The sequence below is a fragment of the Amycolatopsis coloradensis genome, assembly GCF_037997115.1.
GTDB classification, from domain to species: Bacteria; Actinomycetota; Actinomycetes; order Mycobacteriales; family Pseudonocardiaceae; genus Amycolatopsis; species Amycolatopsis coloradensis_A.
This window is the reverse complement of sequence record NZ_CP150484.1, coordinates 8,098,168-8,119,657: the sequence shown is the minus strand read 5'-3', so window position 1 is coordinate 8,119,657 and position 21,490 is coordinate 8,098,168. Positions and strand designations below refer to the sequence as shown.

Below are 21,490 nucleotides of genomic sequence, written 5' to 3'. Positions count from 1 at the left end.
GGCATGCATCTCAGCTCCGCCACCCGGTACCTAAATCTCCGTGGTGGTCCGGTCCCGCTCCCGCACGGTCTCCAGCAGGAGCTGGGAGACGTCGCGCACGGTGACGTTCTCGCCACGCTGCTCGCTCTGCCGCTGCACGAGGCCGTCGTTCAGCATCACGCGACAGAACGGGCAGCCGGTGACGATGGTCTCTGCGTCCGTGCCGAGGGCTTCGTCGACGCGTTCGAGGTTGATGCGTTTGCCGATCTGCTCCTCCATCCACATCCGCGCGCCGCCGGCGCCGCAGCAGAGCGAGCGGTCGGCGTGGCGGGGCATCTCGCTGAGCGTCGCGCCGGTCGCGCCGACGAGTTCGCGCGGCGGTTCGTAGACCTTGTTGTGGCGGCCGAGGTAACACGGGTCGTGGTAGGTCACCGGGCCGGCGTCGACCGGCTTGACCGGCGTCAGCTTGCCCGCGCGGACGAGGCGGTTCAGCAGTTGCGTGTGGTGCAGGACCTCGTAGTGCCCGTCCAGTTGCGGGTACTCGCGGCCGAGGGTGTTGAGACAGTGCGGGCAGGTGGTGACGATCTTGCGGGTACCCGGTTCACGGCCCTCGAACACCGCGTTCAGCGTCTCGACGGTCTGCTGCGCGAGCATCTGGAAGAGGAACTCGTTGCCGGAGCGGCGCGCCGGGTCGCCGGTGCACGACTCGTCGGTGCCGAGGATCGTGTACTTCACCCCGGCGAGATGCAGCAGCTCGGCGGTGGCGCGGACGGTCTTGCGGGCGTTGTCGTCGAAGGCGCCCGCGCAGCCGACCCAGTAGACGTACTCGACGTCGTCGGCGAGTTCGCCGTCGAAGATCGGCACCTCGAAGCCGAGCTCCTTCGTCCACGTGAGGCGGTCGGAGTTGTTCTGGCCCCAGGGGTTCCCCTTGGTTTCGAGGTTCTTGAACAGCACGCCGAGTTCGCTCGGGAAGGCCGACTCGATCATCACCTGGTAGCGGCGCATGTCCACGACGTGGTCGACGTGCTCGATGTCGACCGGGCACTGTTCGACGCAGGCGCCGCACGTGGTGCAGGACCAGAGGACGTCCGGATCGATCACGCCGCCGTCGTCCTGGGGACCGACGAGGGGGCGCCCTTCAGGTGCCTCCGTTCCGTCCAGGATGTACGGCGCCTTCTCGAAGAGGTGGTCGCGCAGGTCCATGATCAACAGCTTGGGGGACAGGGGTTTCCCGGTGTTCCACGCCGGACACTGCGACTGGCAGCGCCCGCATTCGGTGCAGGTGGCGAAGTCGAGCATGCCCTTCCAGGTGAAGTCCTCGATCTTGCCGCGGCCGAACGTGTCGTCCTCGCCCGGATCCTCGAAGTCGATCGGCTTGCCGCCGGATTCCATCGGCAGCAGCGGGCCGAGCGCGTCCGGGAGCCGCTTCGCCGTGACGTTGACCGGCGCCAGGAAGATGTGGAGGTGCTTGGAGTAGAGCACGATCGACAGGAACGCCAGCATCACGCCGATGTGCAGCAGCAACCCGACGGTCTCCAGCGGCTCGGTGACCGACGGACCCAGCGGCTCCAGGAGTTCGCCCACGCCAAGGGAAACCCAGGCGCCCGACTCGTACGGGAAGACGCCGACCGCGGCCGACGCGCCCCGGAAGAGGAACATCGTCCAGATCACGTTGAAGATCATGAACAGGATCAGCCAGGCGCCGCCGGTGTGCGAGCCGAAGAACCGCGACGCGCGGTCTTTCCGTTCGGGTGCCTGGCGGATCCGGATGACCGCGAACACCGCGAGCGAGACGAGCACCGCGACCGCGATGAAGTCCTGGAGGAAGCCCAGAACCGCCCAGTGCCCGATGAGCGGGATGTGGAAGTCGTGGTCGAACAGGGCGCCGTACGCCTCGACGTAGACCGATCCGAGGATCACGAAACCCCAGAACGTGAAGAGATGCGCGAGCCCGGGGACCGACCACTTGAGCAGTTTGCGCTGTCCGAAGACTTCGGCCAGATGCGTTTTCGCGCGGAGGGCCAGGACGTCCGAGCGTTTTTCGTCCGGCTGGCCGGAACGGATCAGTTTGTAGAGCCAGGCGGCGCGGCGGGCGGCGAAAGCGAGACCGGCGACGGTGATGAGCAGACCGAGGATGAGACGAACGAGCACGAGTCCTCCGGGGAAGAATCGGCTCAGTGAGAGCCGGTGTAGTACCGGCACGCCTTGCAGGCGTACCGCATTTTGGCCACTCGCCACCGTTTTCGGTAGGCCTCGAGATGTCCCGGCCGTGGCGGATGCACGCCGAGCCTGCGGTGACGGCGGATCCGCCGCCCCGTTTCGAAGAGTTCGGTCGCCAGGCCGAGATAGGCACGCCTGAGCGCGATCCCCGGCTCCGCGGCGAGAGTGTCCCGGCAGAATCGGTGCAGCAGAGCCAGATCCGGGAGGCCGGGGGTGGTCACACCCGGCAGATGCTCGACGACGCCGAGGCCGGGATGTCCTGGGGGAACGGAGAATCGCGCGGGAAGTCCACAATGGACGCAGGTAAGCGTGCAGCTCAGACATCGGGTGACATGGCGGATTCGCCGTTCGCGTCGATCCTCGTCGATCGTTTCGCGAACGTGCCACCCCATGGAGCCTCCCAAGACCGTGGTGTGTCCTGTGTCACTCTCAATACTGGAGAGTAGGGCTCACCCCGGTGCCGCGACAGGGGCCAACCGGATGGCTTCGGAGCGGCCGGTCGGCGTAACGCCGGCGGTAAGGCGTCGGTACAGGTGCCTTTGTCGCATTCAGAGGACGAAAGGCGCAGACCTCTCGCACGCTTCCGGGTACCGTGACCCAGTCGTAGCCGAAAACGGCCCGCCCGCCGTCACGCGCTGGTTATAGTCCTGACCCGGGGTAATGGGGGAGGGAACGACGGCGATGGGCGGGTTCGTCACCGCGGCTCTGGGGTTTCCGGCCGTGCTCTTCAGCTTCCTGCTGATCGTGGTGATCGGCTACTGGCTGCTGGCACTGCTCGGCGCGGTCGACGTCGACGACTTCGACGGCGGCGACGGGCTCCTGGCGGGCTTCGGCGGGGTCCCACTGTCCCTTTCGCTCTCTTTACTGATCGCATTCACCTGGTTCGCCAGCCTGGCAGGGACGGTTCTTCTCGATGACCTGGAGCTTTCGACACCATCGAGGATCGGGCTCGGGGTCGGCGTGCTCGCCGTCGCGCTCGTGCTCGGCACACTCGGGACGAGGGTGATCGTGGTGCCGCTACGTCGTGTCTTCGGCCCCGCGAAGGAGCCGAGCAGGAGGGACTTCATCGGCAGGGCCGCGGTCATCCGCACCTCGTCGGTCACCCATGACTTCGGCCAGGCCGAAGTCGCCGCCGCCGACGGGTCCACGGCCATTGTGGACGTTCGTCAGGCAGGCGAAGGCAACCTCACGGCGGGCAGCCGCGTAGTTCTCTACGACTACGACTCCGAACGCGAGTTCTTCTGGGTCGAGTCCTTGGACATCTGAAGCAGAAAAGGAACACTATGGGTGCCATCAGCGTGGGGGCCGGCGTACTGATCGCCGTGATAGTTGTCATCCTCCTGGTCTTGCTCTTCACGATCACCAGGTTGTTCAAAAAGGTGCCGCAGGGTAAGGCGCTGATCATCTCGAAGGTCCGCCGCGTCGACGTGACGTTCACCGGCGCGATCGTCCTGCCGGTGCTGCACAAGGCCGAGATCATGGACACCTCGGTCAAGGCCATGGAGATCACCCGGACCGGCCGCGAGGGCCTGATCTGCCGGGACAACATCCGCGCCGACATCCGGATCTCGTTCTTCGTGCGGGTCAACAAGACCGTCGAGGACGTCATCAAGGTCGCGCAGGCCATCGGCACCGAACGCGCCAGCGACGAGGCGACCCTGCAGGAGCTGTTCAACGCCAAGTTCTCCGAGGCGTTGAAAACCGTCGGCAAGCAGCTGGACTTCGTGGATCTCTACACCAAACGCCACGAATTCCGCGACCAGATCATCCGCGTCATCGGCACCGACCTCAACGGGTACAGCCTGGAGGACGCGGCCATCGACTACCTCGAGCAGACGCCGATGGCGCAGCTCGACTCCGCGAACATCCTCGACGCGCAGGGTATCCGCAAGATCACCGAGCTGACCGCGATCGAGCACGTGCGCACCAACGAGTTCCGCCGCAGCGAGGAAAAGGAGATCACCCGCCAGAACGTGGACGCCAAGGAGGCGATCCTCGAACTGGAGCGGCGGCAGGCCGACGCCGAGATCAAGCAGCGCCGCGAGGTCGAGACCATGCGGGCGCGCGAAGAGGCCGAAATCGCGAAGGTGCAGGCGGAGGAGCGGCTCAAGTCGCAGGCCGCGCAGCTCCGCACGGACGAGCAGCTCGGCATCCAGCACCAGAACCAGCAGCGTGAGATCGAGGTCGCCGGCAAGAACCGTGAGCGGGTCATCGCCATCGAGAGCGAGCGCATCGAGAAGGACCGGCTGCTCGAGGTCATCGGCCGCGAACGTGAGACCGAGCTGTCCCGGATCGCCAAGGACAAGGAAGTCGAGACCGAGAAGCGATCCATCGCCGAGGTGATCCGCGAGCGGATCGCGGTCGAGAAGACCGTCGCGGAGCAGGAAGAGAACATCAAGAAGCTCCGCGTCGTCGAAGAGGCGCAGCGCCAGCGTGAGGCCACCATCATCCGGGCCGAGGCGGAGGCGCAGGAGAACCTCGTCAAGGACATCAAGGCCGCGGAAGCCGCCGAGGCCGCGTCGAAGCACAAGGCCCGCGAGGAGCTGACGCTGGCCGAGGCGCGCCAGCAGGCCGCCGAGCTGGAGACCAGGGCGAAGATCCGCCTGGCCGAAGGCATCCAGGCCGAGGAGGCCGCCGTCGGCCTGGCCGCGGCGCAGGTCAAGGAACGCGACGCCGACGCGCTGGAGAAGGTCGGCCGCGCCGAGGCCATCGTCGAACGCGAGAAGGCGATCGTGCTCGCCGACGCGATGCGCGACAAGCTCAAGGGCGAGGCCGAAGGTCTCACCGAGAAGGCCGCCGCGATGGCCGCGCTCGACTCCGCCAGCCGCCAGCACGAGGAGTACCGCCTGCGCCTGGAGGCCGAGAAGGAGATCCGGCTCGCCGCGCTCAACGTGCAGCGCGAGGTCGCCGAGGCGCAGGCCACGGTGCTGGGCATCGGGCTGGAGAAGGCCGACATCGACATCGTCGGCGGCGAGACGATGTTCTTCGAGAAGGTGATCGGCTCGATCGGGCTCGGCAAGAGCGTGGACGGTTTCGTCGAGCACTCGGACGTCGTCCAGACCCTCGGGAAGTCGTGGCTCGACGGTTCGGGCAGCTTCACCGACGACCTGACGAAGCTGGTCGGCTCGGTGAGCACGGAGGACGTGAAGAACCTGACGCTGTCGGCCTTCCTGGCCAAGCAGCTGCAGGCGGGCGGCCCGGACAGCGGCAAGGTGCAGGAGCTGCTGGCCATGGCGCAGCGGCTCGGCCTGGCTGACACGTCCGTCGCCGCTCTCGCCCCCGCGAAGCAGTGACGGCGACCGAACCGGCGGCAGGAACGGAGCAGCTGGACGCGGGCACCTACGAGGTGCTCCGCGCCCGGCTCGCCGCACAGGCCGCCGAACTGGCGAAACGCGCGGACGAGCTCAACACCGCGCGGCTCGGGGTCTTCGGCAGCGCGCAGCTCGCGCTGATCGGCACGGAGCGGATCCGCACCGCGAACAACTGCGTACCGCGGGACGTCGTGTCGGTCGGCGGGCGGATGTTGTTCGGCTACAACGTCTTCATCGGCCTCAAGCCGGAGACGACGGTCGATGACGTCTTCTCGCTGCACGGCTTCAGCCATGACGAAGAAGCCTTCCGCTTCGACGACGTGCCCGCCGAAGAGCTGCCGGAGCTGTTGCGCGACGAGCAGTTCGTCCGCGACTTCGCCGAGCTGTACCGGTACTACCGGCAGGCGAAGCTGCTGCAGCTGCGGCGGGTCGAGGGCAAACTGCTCGCGGTGTTCCAGATCGGTCCGCGGACCGAGGACATCCGCGTGCTGCGCTGGGGTATCGCCGCCGACGGCAAAGTGTCCTATGTGGATAGCCGGGGCGAACGCGATCACGTCTTCCCGCCGTCGCACGACTTCGAATGGATCGAGACCAGCCGCGAGCAGCACGTCCTCGGGCGGCATCCGCATATCTCGATCGAGGACGACGTGTTCGTCGAGACCGTCGGCGGCAACCTGACGATCAAGGTCGAGAACAACACCGAAACCGGTGAGGGCGTCTACGCCGAACCGGTCGACGAGCCACTGCAGAGCCTCGCCGACGCCGAGGTCTCCTACGCCAGGATCGGCCCGCTGATCCTGCTGCGGATCCTGCCCTACAAGGAGACGGTGTACCGGTACCTGGTGTTCAACACCCGTACGCGGGACGTGGTGCGCCTCGACGGGATCGGGCAGGCGTGCCAGCGGTTGCCCGAGGACCACGGGATCATCTTCCCCGGCGGCTACTACCTCGACACGGGTGTCAGCAAGACGTTCGACACCACCGTGGACGAGCTCGAATTCGAGCGCGTGATCCGCTCGCCCAACGGGGAGGACGTGCTCTACGTCTTCCACGCGCGGGCCGAGGGCCGCTCGCTGCTCCTTCCGTACAACGTGATCCGCAAAGAGGTCTCGAACCCGATCCCGTGCCACGGGTACTCGCTGTTCGACGACGGCACGATGGTGCTGTTCCGCGCGCTGTCCGACGAGCCGAGCCGCGTGCACCCGATGCAGGTGTGGCGGACGCCGTTCCAATCGGACACGTACGCCGCGTCGCAGCCCGCCGGCACCGGACCGCTGGAGCGGGTCGGCAACGCCGATCTGGTCCGCGGCATCTCCGACTGTCTTTCGATCGGCCGGATGGTCGGCGAGATGGCGCCGTCGGCGGCGGTGTTCGAGGCCTTGATCGCAGCATGCGCGCGGGTCTTCGACCACTATCACTGGCTCGGCGAGGCCGAACTCGGCGATCTGCGGTCGCCGCTGTCGGACGTCCGGGTCACCGCGGAGCAGGTGCTCGACGAGTTCGAGACGGTCACCGCGCTCACCTCGCAGGCGGCCGACGCTGTCGAAGAGGCGGCCGCGGAGACCGCGTCGCTCGTGCGGAAGGTCCGTGGCGAGGCACTGAACGCGGCCGACGCGTGGGTGCGCAGGCTCGCCGAAATGCACCGCGCGCGGGGGCACCTCGTCACCGTGCGGGAACTGCGGTATGTCGACACCGCCCGGGTCGACAAGTTGATCGCCGATCTCGACACGGAGTTCGGCGAGGCCGCGCAGCGGGCCGTCCGGTTCCTGCAGGGCGAGGACGCGTTCACGAGCTATCACGCCGAGGTCGACGGGCTGATCGAGGCCGCGGGCGCGATCTCCACGGTCGCCGAAGCCGTCCCGGTCGCCGAGCGGCTGGACGAACAGTCCGGCGGGCTCGAAGTCCTCACCGACGTCGTCGGCGGGCTGGAGATCGCGGACGCCGTGGTGCGGACGAAGATCCTCGAACGCGTCGGCGAGGTCATCGGCGCGGTCAACCGGGCTCGCGCGACCCTTGAAGCGCGTCGCAAGGAACTGCTGGAGACCGAGGGCCGGGCGGAGTTCGCCGCCGAGTTCGCGCTGCTCGCGCAGGCGATCACCGGCGGGCTCGCGGTCGCGGACACCCCCGACCGTTGCGACGAACAGCTCGGCAGATTGCTGCTGCAGCTGGAGAACCTCGAATCGCGGTTCGGCGAATTCGACGACTTCCTCGCGTCGCTCGGAGAGAAGCGCACCGACGTCTACGAGGCGTTCTCCTCACGCAAGCAGGCGCTGCTCGACGAGCGGGCCCGCCGTGCGGACAGGCTGGTCGATTCGGCCGAGCGGATCCTCTCGAGCGTCACCAGGCGGGTCGGCACGCTCGGTTCGGTCGACGAGATCAACACCTACTTCGCCTCCGACCCGATGGTCGCGAAGCTGCGCAGCGTCGTCGCCGAACTGCGGGACCTCGGCGACCAGGTGCGCGCCGAAGAGCTGGAAGGCCGGGTCAAGGCCGCCCGCCAGGAGGCAGGCCGCGCGCTGCGCGACAGGCTCGACCTCTACGGCGAGGGCGGCGAGACGATCCGCCTCGGCCGCAACACCTTCGCGGTCAACACGCAGGACATCGACCTCACTCTGGTGCCGCACGACGGCGGGATGAAGTTCGCGATCACCGGCACCGACTATCGCTCGCCGGTGCGGGATTCCGCGTTCGAGGAGACGCGGCAGTATTGGGACCAGCTGCTGGTCTCGGAGTCGGCCGAGGTCTACCGCGCCGAGTACCTGGCGACGTCGATCCTGGCGGAAAAGCCGGATCTGCAGGAAGCCGATCTGCTGGACGTCGTCCGGCGGGTGGCGGGGGACCGCTACGACGAGGGTTACGCGCGTGGTGTGCACGACCACGACGCCGCCGCGATCCTGTCGGTGTTGTTGCGCCTGCGATCCGGGGCCGGGCTGCTGCGTTACCCGCCCGCCGCCAGGGCCGCCGCCCAGCTGTTCTGGGCCTTCGGCGCCGATGAGGCGGCGAAGTCCGCGTGGACGACGCGCGCCGCGTCGCTCGCGCGGGTGCGGGAGGCTTTCGGTCACACCACGGCGATCGACTCACTGGCCGGGGAACTCACCGAGGCGATGACCGCGTTCGCGACGTCCTCGGGGCTGACGCTGGATCTCGAACTCGCCGGCGAGTACCTGTTCGAGGAGCTGGCCGACGCGTCGCCGGGATTCGTCACCAGCGGTGGCGCGCGGACGCTGCTCGACAAGTTCCGGCTGGACCGCCGGAGCTTCGCCGAAGACCTGCGCGCCCTCGAAGACCTCGCGGACCGTCACCAGCTCGCCGAGGCCTGGCTACGGTCCTTTGTGGATTCGGCAGGTCTGCCTGACGACGAGCTGGCGGAGGCCGTCGCAATCGAACTGGCGGACCTGCCCCGATATGACTCTTCGGCGGAGCTTTCGGCCACTGTGGACGGTCTGCTCGGCTCGCATCCGCGGATCGTCAACCGGTCACTGACCCTGCGGCTCGACGAGACGCTGGCCAGGACGCTGCGCTTCCGGCGCGACCGCGTCCCCGGTTTCCGGGCGTATCAACGGTTGCGCAACGACCTGGTGGCGGCCGAACGCGACAGGCTGCGGCTGAGCGAATACAAGCCGAAGGTGATGAGCGCCTTCGTGCGCAACAGGTTGCTCGACGAGGTCTACTTGCCGCTGATCGGCGACAACCTCGCCAAGCAGCTCGGCGCGACCGGCGACGCGCGGCGGACCGACCAGTCCGGTCTGCTGCTGCTCATCTCGCCGCCCGGTTACGGCAAGACGACCCTCATGGAGTACGTCGCGAGCCGCCTCGGGCTGGTGTTCGTCAAGGTGAACGGGCCGGCCCTCGGGCACGAGGTCACGTCGGTGGATCCGGCGGACGCGCCCAACGCGACGGCGCGGCAAGAGGTCGAGAAGATCTCGTTCGCGCTGGAGCAGGGCAACAACGTGTTGTTGTATCTGGACGACATTCAGCACACGTCGCCGGAACTGCTGCAGAAGTTCATCTCGCTGTGCGACGCGCAACGGCGGATGGAAGGCGTGTGGGAAGGCCGGACGCGGACCTATGACCTGCGGGGCAAGCGGTTCGCGGTCTGCATGGCGGGCAACCCGTACACCGAGCAGGGCAAGCGTTTCCGGATCCCGGACATGCTCGCCAACCGCGCGGACGTGTGGAACCTCGGCGATGTGCTGTCGGGCAAGGAAGAGCTGTTCGCGCTGAGCTACATCGAGAACTCGCTCACCGCGAACACCGTCCTGGCCCCGCTGGTCTCACGCGAAAGGTCCGATGTGGACGTTCTCGTCCGGCTGGCCCGTGGCGACGGCTCGGTGCGGGCGGATCAGCTGAAGCACGCCTACTCGGCCACCGAGCTGGAGCAGATCCTCGCCGTACTGCGGAAACTGATCAAGGTGCAGCGGATCGTCCTGACGAACAATCAGGCATACATCGCTTCGGCCGCACAAGCGGACTCGTCCCGCGTCGAACCGCCGTTCCAGCTGCAAGGCTCGTATCGGAACATGAACAAACTCGCCGGCCGGATCGTGCCCGCGATGAACGACGCCGAACTGGAAGCGCTGATCGACGACCACTACGCCGGCGAAGCTCAGACACTCACCTCGGGCGCCGAAGCGAACCTGCTGAAGCTGGCCGAACTGCGCGGACGGCTGAGCTCCTCGGAGGCGAAGCGATGGGCGGACGTGAAGGCGGCTTACCTGCGCGCGCAGGCGCTGGGCGGGGACGACGAGGACCCGATGAGCCGCGCGGTCGGCGCGATGGGCTTGCTGGCCGACCGGGTCGGCGCGGTCGAGGCGGCTATCGAGCGCGCTTCGGAGCGAATGGTCGTGCGTGATGTGATGTAGGGCTTTCCCGGTGGATGGGCTCGGTTGCTTCTCGGCGGGTTCTTGCTGGGCGTTCGGGTGGCAGGTTCTGTCGGCGGTCTGCCTTTGTCGCCGGAAATCGGCTACGTGATCCGGTGGCTACTCAGTGCCGGAAACCGGCGACGGACGCCCGGTGGTGCCTATCGGCAGGTCTCGGCTGAGACCTTGTTGCCGGAAGTCGGCGACGCTGCACGGATTCCTCGTTGTCGGAGGTCGGGGATGCCGGACTGTGGTCGTAATAGGTGGTGTACGTCGAGTTCTCATTGCGCACGCAGTGCCCGTCGCCACTTTCCGGCAACGCCTCCAATGGCGAGACTTGCCAGCGGCGGACCTCGAAGGGCCAACGCGGAGCCCCCTGCGCACGCGGTGCCCGTCGCCACTTTCCGGCAACGCCGGTCTAACGGCGCGACTTGTCGGCGACAGCCCCGAAGGACCAAAGCCGAGCCCTCCAAACAGGCCGCCCGTCGCCGCTTTCCGGCGACGCGGTTCTAACAGCAAGACTTGCCGTGAACGTCCTTGAAAGTGAAAGTCGAGCCCTCCGCACAAAAGCCGCCTGTCGCCGATTCCCGGCAATGAGTCTCAGAACGGTGGCGATTCGTCGGCGAGCGGAGTCCTTGGGCGGGGTACGTGAAGCTGCGGGGGTGAGCTGTCGTAGCTCTGTCCGGTGGGGGTGGTGATGGTGAGTGTGCCGTCGGTGGCGAGGTGGTAGGTCCAGCCGGGTTCGTCTTTGAGGCGGTGGTCACGTCGGCAGAGATCGATCAGTTCGTCGACATTGGTATGGCCGCCGTGCTGCCAGGGCACGGAATGATCGATGTCGCATGCTTGCGCGGGACGGTGGCAGCCGGGTCTTCGGCACTCGCGGTCCCGGACCCGGACGAACTCGTCCAAACCAGCGGTGGGTCGATACCGGCCCCGCCCGAGATCGAGTACCTGGCCGGAGAGCGGGTCCGTGATGATGCGGCGCAGCACGGTGTTCGGGCCGGTGGCGATGTGCCGGGCGAGTCCGGCGGGGACTGTACCGTGTCCGGCCATCTCCGCCGGGTCGTCGTCGAGGCCCAGGTAGGTGAACAGATCCATGTACAGGAACACTTCGGTGCGTTCACCGGTGCCGCCTTGGCCGCCGAGCAGGAGGTCGAGCGCGACGTCGGCGCGTAGCTGCTCCAGGGTGCGGGTCTCTTCCCCGGTCTTGAGCGCCCGTGCTTCCCGATCGATGCGCCGGTAGGCGGCGGTGACTTTCTCGACCGGTCCGTCTTCGACCTCGATCGACGCCACTCCCGTTTCGCCCTGCCGCAAGGTCAGGCGACGGCCTTCGCGATGGCGTTCGGCCCGCGCTTCGGCGCCCTCGCGGTCGACGGTGGTCGCCGCGTGGTTCGCTGCTTTCCGGATCTGGTCAGGGTTCCTGCCCGGTAACCGCTCCTCCAGGAGCGCATCGACGGTACGGGCGTCCTCGTCCGACAGCCACGCGGTGGCCGCGGCGACCTTCATCGCGCCGAAGCCACTCACTTCTCCTTGGTCCATCAGGGACAGAGTGCGGGGCAGGCGGGCGGTCAACGCGTCGGCAGCGGCGACCATCGCACCGGCATGATTGTCCACAAGAGACAGCGCGAAGGCGACTTCCTGCGTGACGCTCCGCGCCCCGTCGCGATGCCGGTTCAGCTGTGCCAGCGCCCGGAACCGGACCGCTTCCAGCCGCGCGATCCATGCCGACGCCGCTTGCGCGACAGCGACGGAATCCTTGTCGTCCAACGAAGTGACCGAAGCATTCACCGCTTCCAGCACCTCGGGGTCAGTGAGTTTTTCCAGTAGCGCCACGGGCGCGGAATGTGTGTCCACCCCACGACCATACGACCGGCCACCGACAGTTTCCGGCTTCACGACGAGTGGCGGGATCGCCGATTTTCGACAACGAAAGGCAGACCACCGACTTCAGCCACCATGCAGCATCGCTGGCTTCCGGCCAGGGGGCTCCGCGTTGGCCCTTCGAGGTCCGCCGCTGGCAAGTCTCGCCATTGGAGGCGTTGCCGGAAAGTGGCGACGGGCGGCCTGTGTGGATGGCTCGGCTTTGGTCCTTCGGGGCTGTCGCCGACAAGTCGCGCCGTTAGACCGGCGTTGCCGGAAAGCGACGGGCACCGCGTGCGCAGGGGGCTCCGCGTTGGCCCTTCGAGGTCCGCGCTGGCAAGTCTCGCCATTGGAGGCGTTGCCGGAAAGTGGCGACGGGCACTGCGTGCGCAGGGGGCTCCGCGTTGGCCCTTCGAGGTCCGCGCTGGCAAGTCTCGCCATTGGACTCGCGTTGCNCAGGGGGCTCCGCGTTGGCCCTTCGAGGTCCGCGCTGGCAAGTCTCGCCATTGGACTCGCGTTGCCGGAAAGTGGCGACGGGCACCGCATGCGCAGGGATCCGCATCGGCCCCTTCAAAAGCCGCTGCCAAGACTCGCCATTAGGCCAGCGTCGCCGAAAGCGGCAATAGGCGGCGAGTCCGCAAGACTCCGCTCAAACCGGGCACAGCCATCGCCTACCCGAGCCACCCGGGACCACTCAAGACCTCAAAGCAGCCAACTGCGCAGTCGTGAGCCGTTCCACCAACGGGACCGCCCGATACTCCCCAGCGCGAGAATCCACCCGAACCGGGCCGGCGATGTGCGGATGTTCTTCCGCCACCCGCAAGGCGGCCGCCGCCCGCTCGGTGGACCAATCCAGTGCGGACGCGAGGGCAGGAAGGGAGAGTGCGCGCTCGGCGTGGAGGAGTGCGGTGAGTACGGTCAGCGCGTCACCGGCGAATACGGCGACGCGGTCGTCGTGCATGACTTCGTCGATGCGGGCGTGGAACCGGGAGAGATCGTCCAAGCGGGCGCCCGCGGGTGTCGCGACGCCGAGGACTTCGGCGCCCTGGCGGGAGATCTTGACCCATTCCTGGTTCGAGCGGACGCTTTCGGCCCAGACTCGCTGCGGCATTTCCTCGTCGATGACGTACTGCTCACGGCGGCCGTCCCGTTCCCGCTTGAGCATCGCCTGCGCTTCGAGATAGGCGACGGCGTTCGAGATCGAGGCCGGGCTGACCTGGAGCCGCCGGGCGAGTTCGGCGGCGGTGAGCACGCCGTCGTCGCTGACGGCCAGGCAAGCGAGGACGCGCGCGGTCATCCGGGGGAGTCCGGTCGCCACGATCATCTCGGCGAAGTCGGTTTCGAAGGCGCGTACGGCTTCCGGGTCCCGTCCGTAGCCGTTCTCGAGGACGGGGACGGCGCGCGGCTGCGGTTTGCGGCGCCGCGCGCGTTCGCCGGTCACGCGGTTCGCTTCGTCGGCGCGGTAGCCGGAACGGCCGCTGTTGCGCGCGACCTCGCGGCTGATCGTCGACGTCGGCCGCCCGAGCCGCCGGGCGATCTCGGCGTAACCGAGACCGTCCTTGAGCCAGGTCGCGATCAGCCGGCGGTCCTCCTGGGTCAGCCTGCCGCCCGGCACGGGCACCTCCTGTGCGTTCACGCGCAGATCATTGCAACGAGACGTTGCATTCACCGCCACGACCGTTGCAACGATTTACTGAAATCTACCAGCTATTACGCCGAAAAAGCCAGCCTTGAGCTTTGAGCGATCTGTAAATGCAACGTAGCCTTTGGGCATCGGTAAAAACTGGGAGGAACAGCAATGACCACATCGGTGCCTCATCTCACCGAACTGCCCCTCGAACGGCCGAAGGGCTGCCCGTTCGACCCGCCCGCCGAGCTCGGCACGCTGCGCGACGAGCACCCGCTCGTCCGGCTGACGTTTCCCGACGGGCACGAAGGCTGGCTCGCGACCGGCCACGCGATCGCCCGGGCGGTCCTCGCGGATCCCCGGTTCAGCGCCCGGCAGGAGCTGATGCACTCACCGCTGCCGGGAGCGGCCGCGATGGTGGAGATGCCACCGGCGGCCCCGGGGATGTTCATCAGGATGGACGGTGCGGAGCACGCGCGGTACCGCAAGCTGCTCACCGGCAAGTTCACCGTCCGCCGGATGCGGCTGCTCTCCGAACGGGTGGAGCAGGTGACCACCGAATACCTCGACGCGATGGAACGGCAAGGTACGTCGGCCGATCTGGTGACGGCTTTCGCGCAGCCCATTCCGGCGCTGATGATCTGCGAGCTGCTCGGCGTTCCCTACGAAGACCACGAGTTCTTCCGCCTTAACGTCCTGCCGCTGAACCTGCCGGACGCTCCGGCCGAGGAGCAGGAAGCCGCCATCAACGCGCTGGGGGAGTACCTCTACAAGCTCATCCTGGCGAAACGGGCCGAGCCGACCGACGACATCCTCGGCGAACTGACGACCACGGAACTCACCGACGAGGAGCTCACCAGTATCGCGTTCCTCTTGCTGGGAGCCGGTTTGGACACCACGGCCAATATGCTCGCGCTGGGCACTTTCGCCTTGCTCCAGCATCCGGACCAGCTCGCGGTCTTGCGTGAAGACCCGGAGCGTATCGACGGCGCGATCGAGGAACTGCTGCGCTACCTGACGATCGCGCACACCGGTGCGCGAACCGCGCTCGAAGACGTCGAGATCGGCGGCCAGCTCGTCAAAGCGGGGGAGGCGGTCGCGCTGTCGGGCATGGCGGCCAACCGTGATCCGCTGAAATTCCCGGATCCCGACCGGCTCGACGTCCGCCGGAACGCCGCCGGGCACGCCTCCTTCGGGCACGGGGTCCACCAGTGCCTCGGTCAGCAGCTCGCGCGGGTACAAATGAAGGTCGCCTTCACCGGGCTGCTCGCCAGGTTCCCGAAGCTGCGACTGGCCGTTCCGGCCGAAGAGATCCCGATGCGGACGGATTCCGACATCTACGGGGTGTACGCGCTCCCGGTGGCGTGGGACTGATCGCGATGAAACTCGAAGTGGACCGGGAACGCTGTGTGGGCGCCGGAATGTGCGTGCTGACCGCGCCCGATGTGTTCGCACAGGACGATGAAGACGGCCGTGTCCGGTTGCTGGACCGGGACCCGGCGGAGATCGGCGACGCCGTGCAGTTGTGTCCGGCGGCGGCGATCACGGCGAGCGAATGACCGGCCAGGGGGTGCCGGGCGGGCACCCCCTGGCGCGGGATCAGCCGATTTCCGCGAGGACCTTGCCCGCGTCGGCGCTCTGCACCGCGGTGCCGGCGTAGAGCTGCTGGACCCTGGCCTTCTCCTGGGCGTTGGGGTTCACGCTGGTGCAGCTGACGCCACCGGTCGAGCCGGACATCAGCGACGAGCACGGGCCGGGCTTCACATCGGGCAGGCCGAGGCTGTGCCCGAGTTCGTGGGAAGCGATCCGGGGCGTGTGGTAGCCCTGCTGGACGGCCTGCCTGCCCATCCACACGGTGACCGTGCCGCCGGGGCGGACCGGGCCGAGCGTGGCGCGCGGCCAGCCGTTGTCGGCGATGACCCGGATGTTGACCCGCTGCCCCGGCGTCGCCTTCACGATACGGACGTTGGTGACGTTGGTGTTCCAGACGTTGACGCCGGCGGCCACCGCTTCCTTGAACTCCGCGGCCTGGCTGTCGTCGTAGGTCAGGGTGGTCGCCATGATCTCGGCGGCACCGGCGGAGGGGGCCGAGAGCACCGAGATGGAGAGCGCGGCGCCGGTGAGCACCGCGGCGAAGGTACGTCGAAGCACGTTGAACTCCTCGCGTTTAAGGCGTGCTGGAATTTCGGAGCAGTGTCGACACTGAACCTTTCGAGGCGGTCGGGGTACCCGCCGATAGTCGCCTGTCGTTAACCATGATCTTGACGCGACCGGAAGACTGTGCCGTTATGACGACGGCGCGTTTCACCGGACACGACGAACCGATCCTCGCGGTCGCGGTGAAGGGAAACCGCCTGGTCACCGGCGGTGCGGACCGGACGGTGCGGGTCTGGGACCTGGAGACCGGAGAGCAGCGTTTCGCGCTGAGCGGCCACGATCGGCCGGTGCTGGCGGTGGGTATTTCGGGTCAGTACGTGGTCGGTTGCGATGGGGCGACGGTGCGGCGCTGGCGGATCACCGGTACCGGCGCGCATCCCCCGGAGGTCCAGACCACCAGGCGGACCGTGGCGGTCGCGGTGGCGAAGGACTTCGCCGTGTCCGGCGCGGGAAGCACCGTCGAGGTCCGGCGGCTGGACGGCGCGACGGTACGGGCTCTGCGCACCGGCGGCCCGGAGGTGGAGTCGGTCGCGGTGACCCCGGACGGCCGGGTGGTCGTCGCCGGGGACGACGCCGGTGGCGTGCGGTTGTGGGACGGGGAAATCGTTTCCCACTACCGGTTCGGCGGCGCGGGCGCGGTCCACGTGGTCGCGATCTCGGCGGACGGCCGGCAGGTGCTGTCCGCCGAAGGGGAGATGGTCCGGTTGTGGGGACGCAAGGGCGATCCGGCCCTCGTCTTCCCCGGGCATACCGGCGTGGTGCGGGCGCTGGCCTTCGGCGCGGACGGCAGGTTGGTGCTCTCCGGCGGTTCCGACGGCGAGGTTCGCGTCCGCGAGATCGACGACCCGCGCGACTACACGCTCCTCAAGGGACATCAGGGGAACGTCCGGGCGATCGTCTGCACCGCGGGCAACGAGAAGATCGTCACCGTCGGGGACGACCGCACGATCCGGGTGTGGGACCGCTTCGGCAACCAGATCGACGGCACCGGCTTCGTCGAGCCCAAACCGGGCCGGGCGCGGCCGCGGATCACGCCCGACGTCGAAAGTCCGGTCGACCTGATCGGTTTCCACGACGACGTGCGCACCCTCGCCGCGGTCATCGCCGACCGTGAGACCAGCCCGCCGCTGTGCGTCGCGCTGCTGGGCCCGTGGGGCTCCGGCAAATCGAGTTTCGTCCGGCAGGTGACCGACCGGGTGGCCGAACTGGCGCGCCGGTCCCGCGGCGACGCCGCCAACAGCGTGTTCACCGGTGAGATCCGGCAGATCCGGTTCAACGCCTGGCAGTACCACGACGACCATCTGTGGGTCGGGCTCGTGGACCACCTGTTCCGCAACCTCGGCGCGCCCGAGACGCACGCGGACGCCGGCGAGGTCCGCGCCGAACGCGAGGAGCTGCGCAATCGGCTCGCGGGACTGAAGGCGGTCAAGGCGGATTCCCCGCACACCTGGCGCTGGCGGCTGCTGGTGTCCGGGGCGGACCGAGCCGAACGCCGTCGGCGGAGGCTCGCCGTCGCGGGATACGCGGTGCTGGGCGTGCTCGGTGTCGCCGCGGCGATCACCGGCTGGGCGTTGTGGCACAACGCTATCCTCGCCGCGGCGGGCGCCGTCGTCGCGCTCGGTGCCGTGCTGACCCCGGCGCTCACCACCGCCAGGGCGGCCCTCGCGCCGGTGAAGTCCACTTTGGACAAGCTGCGGCACGACGTAGACAAACGCGCGGAACGGTTCGAGACCGAGGTCCGGGAGACCGAGGAACGGCTCCGGCGGCTCGACGCGGCGAGCAGGCTCGGTGATCTGATCGAAGAGGCGAAAACCGGGAGATACGGGGACTACCAAGGGGTTTTCGCCCGGGTCCGCGAAGACCTCGCGAACCTGAGCGCCGATCTGGTGGACGCCAGGGAGGAATGGCTGCGGGCGGGCGGCACGGGCAAGCCGCCGCTGGAACGGATCGTGCTCTACATCGACGATCTCGACCGCTGCCCGCCGTCGAAGGTGATCGAAGTACTGGCCGCGGTGCATCTACTGCTGGCGCTGCCCGCATTCGTCGTGGTGGTCGCGGTCGACCCGCGGTGGCTGCGGCGCTGCCTCGATCTGCACCACGAAGAACTGTTCGGCACGGGGGAGGCGCGACGGGCGGAGTACCTCGACAAGATCTTCCAGATCGTGTTCGCCTTGCGCCCCATGGGAAGCGCGGCGGACGAGCTGATCGATGCGCTGATGCCGATCGAGGAACGGGAATCGGAGCCGTCCGAGCCCGAAGAATGGCCGGAGGACGAGAGCAACCCCGAACCCGGCGAAACGAGGGAGGTCGTCGTCCAGGAAACGGCCCCGCCGACGTTCTACAACATGCGGCCGGACCGGTTGCGGCTCACCGAGGTCGAACGCGCTTTCGTCCACGTGCTGCGGAAAAGGCTGAACACGCCGCGCGAGATCCGGAAGCTGGTCAACCTCTACCGGCTCGTGCGCATCGGCATTCCGGACGCGGAGCTGGCGCGGTTCGTCGGCGGCCCCTACCGCGCGGTCCTCGTCCTGCTGACCCTGCTGGTCGCCGATCCCGACGCCGCGCGCGAGACGTTCATCGCCCTTTCGGCAGGCGAATCGTTACGGGAGGCCTTTCCACCTGAATGGCGGCTAGACGCCGAATCCTTCGATGATCTACAGGTCTATCGGAATTGGGTGGGCACCCTCGCCCGCTTCAGTTTCGAAACCTACGATCTCGTGACCGAGGAGACGGAACCGGGAACCACGTTGTAGCTACACTTGCCCGCTACGACGGCTAGGGGGCGGCGCATGCGGAGATCAGGCTGGCTTTCGCTCGTCTTCGGCGCGCTCGTCGGGACGCTCGTGCTCGTCCTGCTCGCCACCACGGTCACCGCGCCCTCGAACGCGACCAGGGCCGACTGCGTCCGGCTGGTCACCAGTTCCTCCACGGAGAAGGGCGACCTGATCGCCGAACTGGCCGAGCGGTACAACAACACCGGCCGGACGTTCGACGGCGGCCGGTGCGCGAAGGTCGAGGCGTACAAGAAGACCTCGGGTGCCACACTCGACCTCATCGCCGACGGCTGGAACGACATCGACGAACGCCAGCCCGAGCCCCAGGTCTGGATGCCCAGTTCGTCGCTTTGGCTCGATCTGCTGCGCCAGCGCGGAAAGGGCGAGCGGATCAGGACCGGTCCGAAGACGTCGCTCGCGACCAGTCCGATGGTGATCGCGATGCCGGAACCGATGGCCAAGGCCATGGGCTGGCCGGAAAGGACCCTCGGCTGGGGTGACGTTCTGGAGGTGAACCGGAACGGTGGCTGGGCCTCGAAGGGCGCCGCGTACGCCCAGTGGGGGAACTTCACGCTCGGCAAGGACAACCCGCGGCGGTCGACGTCCGGGCTCGCCGCGACCATCGCGACCTATTTCGCGGCGACGGGCGGCGACTACGGCAAGATCGAGACCGCGGAGACCGTGCGGTTCGTCCGCGGGATCGAGGCGTCGGTCGCCTACTACAGCGACGATTCGGTGGCCTTCCTGAAGACGCTGTACGACGAGGACCGCAAGAAGCCGACGCCCTACATCAGCGCGATGGCGATGCAGGAGCAGATGGTCTACCTGTACAACCGCGGCGTGCCGACCGGGGATCCGGCGCAGCTGAAGGGAAACCCCGTCGCGCCGCTGCGCCCGCTGGTCGCCGTCCACCCCAGGGAAGGGACGATGCTGATCGACCATCCCTTCCTGACCACCGCGAACGCGTCGCCGGAGCAGCAGGCGGCGGCCAAGGACTTCTACGACTTCCTCCTCGAAGCCGCCCAGCAGGACCGGTTCCGTGAGCTCGGGTTCCGCGACCCCGGCGGTAGCGGGAACCCGGAGCTGGCCAAGGTCGTGGGCACCCAGCAGACCCAGGAGCCCCCGAAGATCGGCGTCCCGACCGGCGAGCAGATCCAGAAGATGCTCGACGGCTGGGAGTACACACAGCGGCGCGGGCGGATCCTGCTGGTGCTGGACCTGTCCGGCTCGATGAACGAACCGTTCGACAAGAACCGCAAGGACAAGCCGTACTCGGAGAGCCGGATCGCCCTGCTGAAACCCGCGATCCGCAAACAGCTCGAGTACCTGCATCCCGAAGACGAGGTCGGGCTCTGGACGTTCTCCGACCGGTACGAGGAGAAGATGCCGATCGGCAAGGTGAAGAACGTCCGCGGCCCGATGCTCGACCTGGTCGAAAACCTGACTCCGAAAGGCGATACGGCGCTGTACGAGACCGTGATGGCCGCCAACGAGAAGATGCGGCGGGAGTTCGACCCGAACCTGATCAACGCCGTCGTCTTCCTGACCGACGGCGAGAACACCGAGGCCGGGACGAAGGAGCAGGTGCTGCAGAACGTCGACGCCGAGCGACTGGACAACTCCGTCCGCATCTTCACCATGGCCTACGGCGCGCAGGCCGACAGCCGGGTTCTCGACGAGATCGCGCAGAAGTCCAAGGCCCGCAGCTACCAGGCCATCGACCCGTACGGCATCGACAAGATGTTCGTCAACGTGTTCAGCAACTTCTGACATGGCCGCTCACGACAACCGCCCGTTCCACGTCGTCGCGGTGGTGCTCAGCCTGATCGCCGGGATGATCGGCCGCGCGGTGACCTATCCGCATCCGCAGGCCTGGCTTTTCGCCGCCGTCGCCGCGGTGGCCGTGCTGGTCCCGGCCGAGACCGCGTTCTTCGTGCTGAACGGAAGGCGGCCGAAGCCCGTGCGGGAGAAGCGTGTGCCGGAACCCGCCGTCGCCTACGACCACTACAGCCTGCTCGGGCGGGCGCTGACGGCCATCGAAGCGGTGCGGCCGGGCGAGACGGAACTCGCCGGGGTCTTCCGGCGTGCGGTGGCGAGACTGGAGAGCCGGACGGACCGGAACACTCCCGAAGTCGTCGAACTGCGGGTGACGGTGAAGCAGACCACCGAGAAGCTGGAACGACACGCGCGGGACGAGAACCCTGATCCGGTGATGCTCGTCGAACGGATGAGGCTGTACCGGGAAACGCTCGAAGACGCTCTCGCGGCGGTCGAACCGCGCTGAGTGTTCGGTGCCGAACAGACTACGGCCGTGCGTCATGCTGATCTGACAGTATGCCGTTGATCGGGCGCCGGGTTGTCGAGGGCGTGGAACATGTGGTCGTACCGGTGGAGCACCGGTTCAGCCTGGAGGAGGCCGTGCTGGCGGTGATGGCCGCCAAGAGCACCGTGCGGCCCGCTCCGGGAATCAAGGTCGCTCCGCTGAAGGTGTCGGAGGTACGGTCAGCGCTGCTCTATGCGGCGAAACACGCCGACAGACGACACCAGATCGTGGACAGCTATTTCGTCGAGGCCGAAGACGGACCGTTGCACCGGTTGGCCGAGTGGATCAGATCGGAGCTGGTCCGGCTGGGCATCTTCACCACCCACGACGGTTCCGCCGCCGGATCGGGTGGCCGATTCGGTTACTCTCCGCGATAGGTG

At 67.7% G+C, this 21,490-nt stretch carries 14 protein-coding genes; 9 read left to right on the top strand and 5 right to left on the bottom strand.

Features of this window, described 5'->3' with window-relative positions; translation table 11 throughout:
* Positions 1-30: 30 nt before the first annotated feature.
* Together LCL61_RS37905 and LCL61_RS37900 are read right to left on the bottom strand one after the other, a co-directional pair.
* Entirely contained in the window at positions 31-2,130 is a 2,100-nt protein-coding gene (locus tag LCL61_RS37905) for a heterodisulfide reductase-related iron-sulfur binding cluster (protein WP_340684188.1), read from the bottom strand.
* 23 nt (positions 2,131-2,153) lie between these two features.
* A complete protein-coding gene (locus tag LCL61_RS37900) occupies positions 2,154-2,591 on the bottom strand; it encodes a hypothetical protein (protein WP_340684187.1) in 438 nt (145 codons plus the stop codon).
* Positions 2,592-2,880: 289 nt separating this feature from the next.
* Between LCL61_RS37900 and LCL61_RS37895 the strand changes: the two genes are divergently transcribed.
* Genes LCL61_RS37895 through LCL61_RS37885 form a run of 3 tightly spaced genes read left to right on the top strand, consistent with a single transcriptional unit; the run spans position 2,881 to position 10,372 of the window.
* Positions 2,881-3,465 carry a hypothetical protein gene (locus LCL61_RS37895; RefSeq protein ID WP_340684186.1) on the top strand — a complete coding sequence of 195 codons (585 nt, stop codon included), beginning with the start codon at positions 2,881-2,883 and terminating at the stop codon, positions 3,463-3,465.
* Positions 3,466-3,482: 17 nt separating this feature from the next.
* Positions 3,483-5,492: a flotillin family protein gene (locus LCL61_RS37890; protein ID WP_340684185.1), complete on the top strand. Its 2,010-nt coding sequence runs from the start codon at positions 3,483-3,485 to the stop codon at positions 5,490-5,492.
* Positions 5,489-10,372 (top strand): DNA repair ATPase, encoded by a 4,884-nt coding sequence (locus LCL61_RS37885; protein ID WP_340684184.1) that lies wholly within the window; start codon positions 5,489-5,491, stop codon positions 10,370-10,372. Before LCL61_RS37890 ends, LCL61_RS37885 begins: the two co-directional genes overlap by 4 nt.
* A 597-nt stretch (positions 10,373-10,969) precedes the next feature.
* On the opposite strand, the gene LCL61_RS37880 is transcribed toward LCL61_RS37885, so the two are convergent.
* Both LCL61_RS37880 and LCL61_RS37875 read right to left on the bottom strand, forming a co-directional pair.
* A complete protein-coding gene (locus tag LCL61_RS37880; RefSeq protein ID WP_340688780.1) occupies positions 10,970-12,202 on the bottom strand; it encodes an HNH endonuclease signature motif containing protein in 1,233 nt (410 codons plus the stop codon).
* Between the two features lie 721 nt (positions 12,203-12,923).
* Positions 12,924-13,844 (bottom strand): helix-turn-helix domain-containing protein, encoded by a 921-nt coding sequence (locus LCL61_RS37875; protein ID WP_425342080.1) that lies wholly within the window; start codon positions 13,842-13,844, stop codon positions 12,924-12,926.
* 183 nt (positions 13,845-14,027) lie between these two features.
* Between LCL61_RS37875 and LCL61_RS37860 the strand changes: the two genes are divergently transcribed.
* Positions 14,028-15,230 (top strand): cytochrome P450, encoded by a 1,203-nt coding sequence (locus LCL61_RS37860; RefSeq protein WP_340684183.1) that lies wholly within the window; start codon positions 14,028-14,030, stop codon positions 15,228-15,230.
* 5 nt (positions 15,231-15,235) lie between these two features.
* Positions 15,236-15,415, top strand: coding sequence for a ferredoxin (locus tag LCL61_RS37855; RefSeq protein WP_340684182.1), 180 nt, complete (start codon positions 15,236-15,238; stop codon positions 15,413-15,415).
* Positions 15,416-15,455: 40 nt separating this feature from the next.
* Here LCL61_RS37855 and LCL61_RS37850 read toward each other — a convergent pair whose 3' ends face one another.
* A complete protein-coding gene (locus LCL61_RS37850) occupies positions 15,456-16,007 on the bottom strand; it encodes a snapalysin family zinc-dependent metalloprotease (RefSeq protein ID WP_340684181.1) in 552 nt (183 codons plus the stop codon).
* Positions 16,008-16,144: 137 nt separating this feature from the next.
* On the opposite strand from LCL61_RS37850, the gene LCL61_RS37845 reads away from it, so the two are divergent.
* The 4 genes from LCL61_RS37845 to LCL61_RS37830 are packed head-to-tail and all read left to right on the top strand — an operon-like array spanning position 16,145 to position 21,487.
* Complete coding sequence (locus LCL61_RS37845; protein ID WP_340684180.1) at positions 16,145-18,766, top strand: P-loop NTPase fold protein; 2,622 nt, start codon at positions 16,145-16,147, stop codon at positions 18,764-18,766.
* 36 nt (positions 18,767-18,802) lie between these two features.
* Positions 18,803-20,557 carry a substrate-binding and VWA domain-containing protein gene (locus tag LCL61_RS37840; protein WP_340684179.1) on the top strand — a complete coding sequence of 585 codons (1,755 nt, stop codon included), beginning with the start codon at positions 18,803-18,805 and terminating at the stop codon, positions 20,555-20,557.
* Position 20,558: 1 nt separating this feature from the next.
* Entirely contained in the window at positions 20,559-21,071 is a 513-nt protein-coding gene (locus tag LCL61_RS37835; RefSeq protein ID WP_340684178.1) for a hypothetical protein, read from the top strand.
* A 50-nt stretch (positions 21,072-21,121) separates the two neighbouring features.
* Complete coding sequence (locus LCL61_RS37830) at positions 21,122-21,487, top strand: hypothetical protein (RefSeq protein ID WP_007034234.1); 366 nt, start codon at positions 21,122-21,124, stop codon at positions 21,485-21,487.
* Positions 21,488-21,490 lie beyond the last annotated feature (3 nt).

Bases quoted from the DNA above. Each gene is read 5' to 3' on its own strand.
- LCL61_RS37900 (WP_340684187.1), bottom strand. From the start codon at position 2,591: ATGGGGTGGCACGTTCGCGAAACGATCGACGAGGATCGACGCGAACGG.
- LCL61_RS37895 (WP_340684186.1), top strand. From the start codon at position 2,881: ATGGGCGGGTTCGTCACCGCGGCTCTGGGGTTTCCGGCCGTGCTCTTC.
- LCL61_RS37890 (WP_340684185.1), top strand. From the start codon at position 3,483: ATGGGTGCCATCAGCGTGGGGGCCGGCGTACTGATCGCCGTGATAGTT.
- LCL61_RS37860 (WP_340684183.1), top strand. From the start codon at position 14,028: ATGACCACATCGGTGCCTCATCTCACCGAACTGCCCCTCGAACGGCCG.
- LCL61_RS37855 (WP_340684182.1), top strand. From the start codon at position 15,236: ATGAAACTCGAAGTGGACCGGGAACGCTGTGTGGGCGCCGGAATGTGC.
- LCL61_RS37845 (WP_340684180.1), top strand. From the start codon at position 16,145: ATGACGACGGCGCGTTTCACCGGACACGACGAACCGATCCTCGCGGTC.
- LCL61_RS37840 (WP_340684179.1), top strand. From the start codon at position 18,803: ATGCGGAGATCAGGCTGGCTTTCGCTCGTCTTCGGCGCGCTCGTCGGG.
- LCL61_RS37835 (WP_340684178.1), top strand. From the start codon at position 20,559: ATGGCCGCTCACGACAACCGCCCGTTCCACGTCGTCGCGGTGGTGCTC.
- LCL61_RS37830 (WP_007034234.1), top strand. From the start codon at position 21,122: ATGCCGTTGATCGGGCGCCGGGTTGTCGAGGGCGTGGAACATGTGGTC.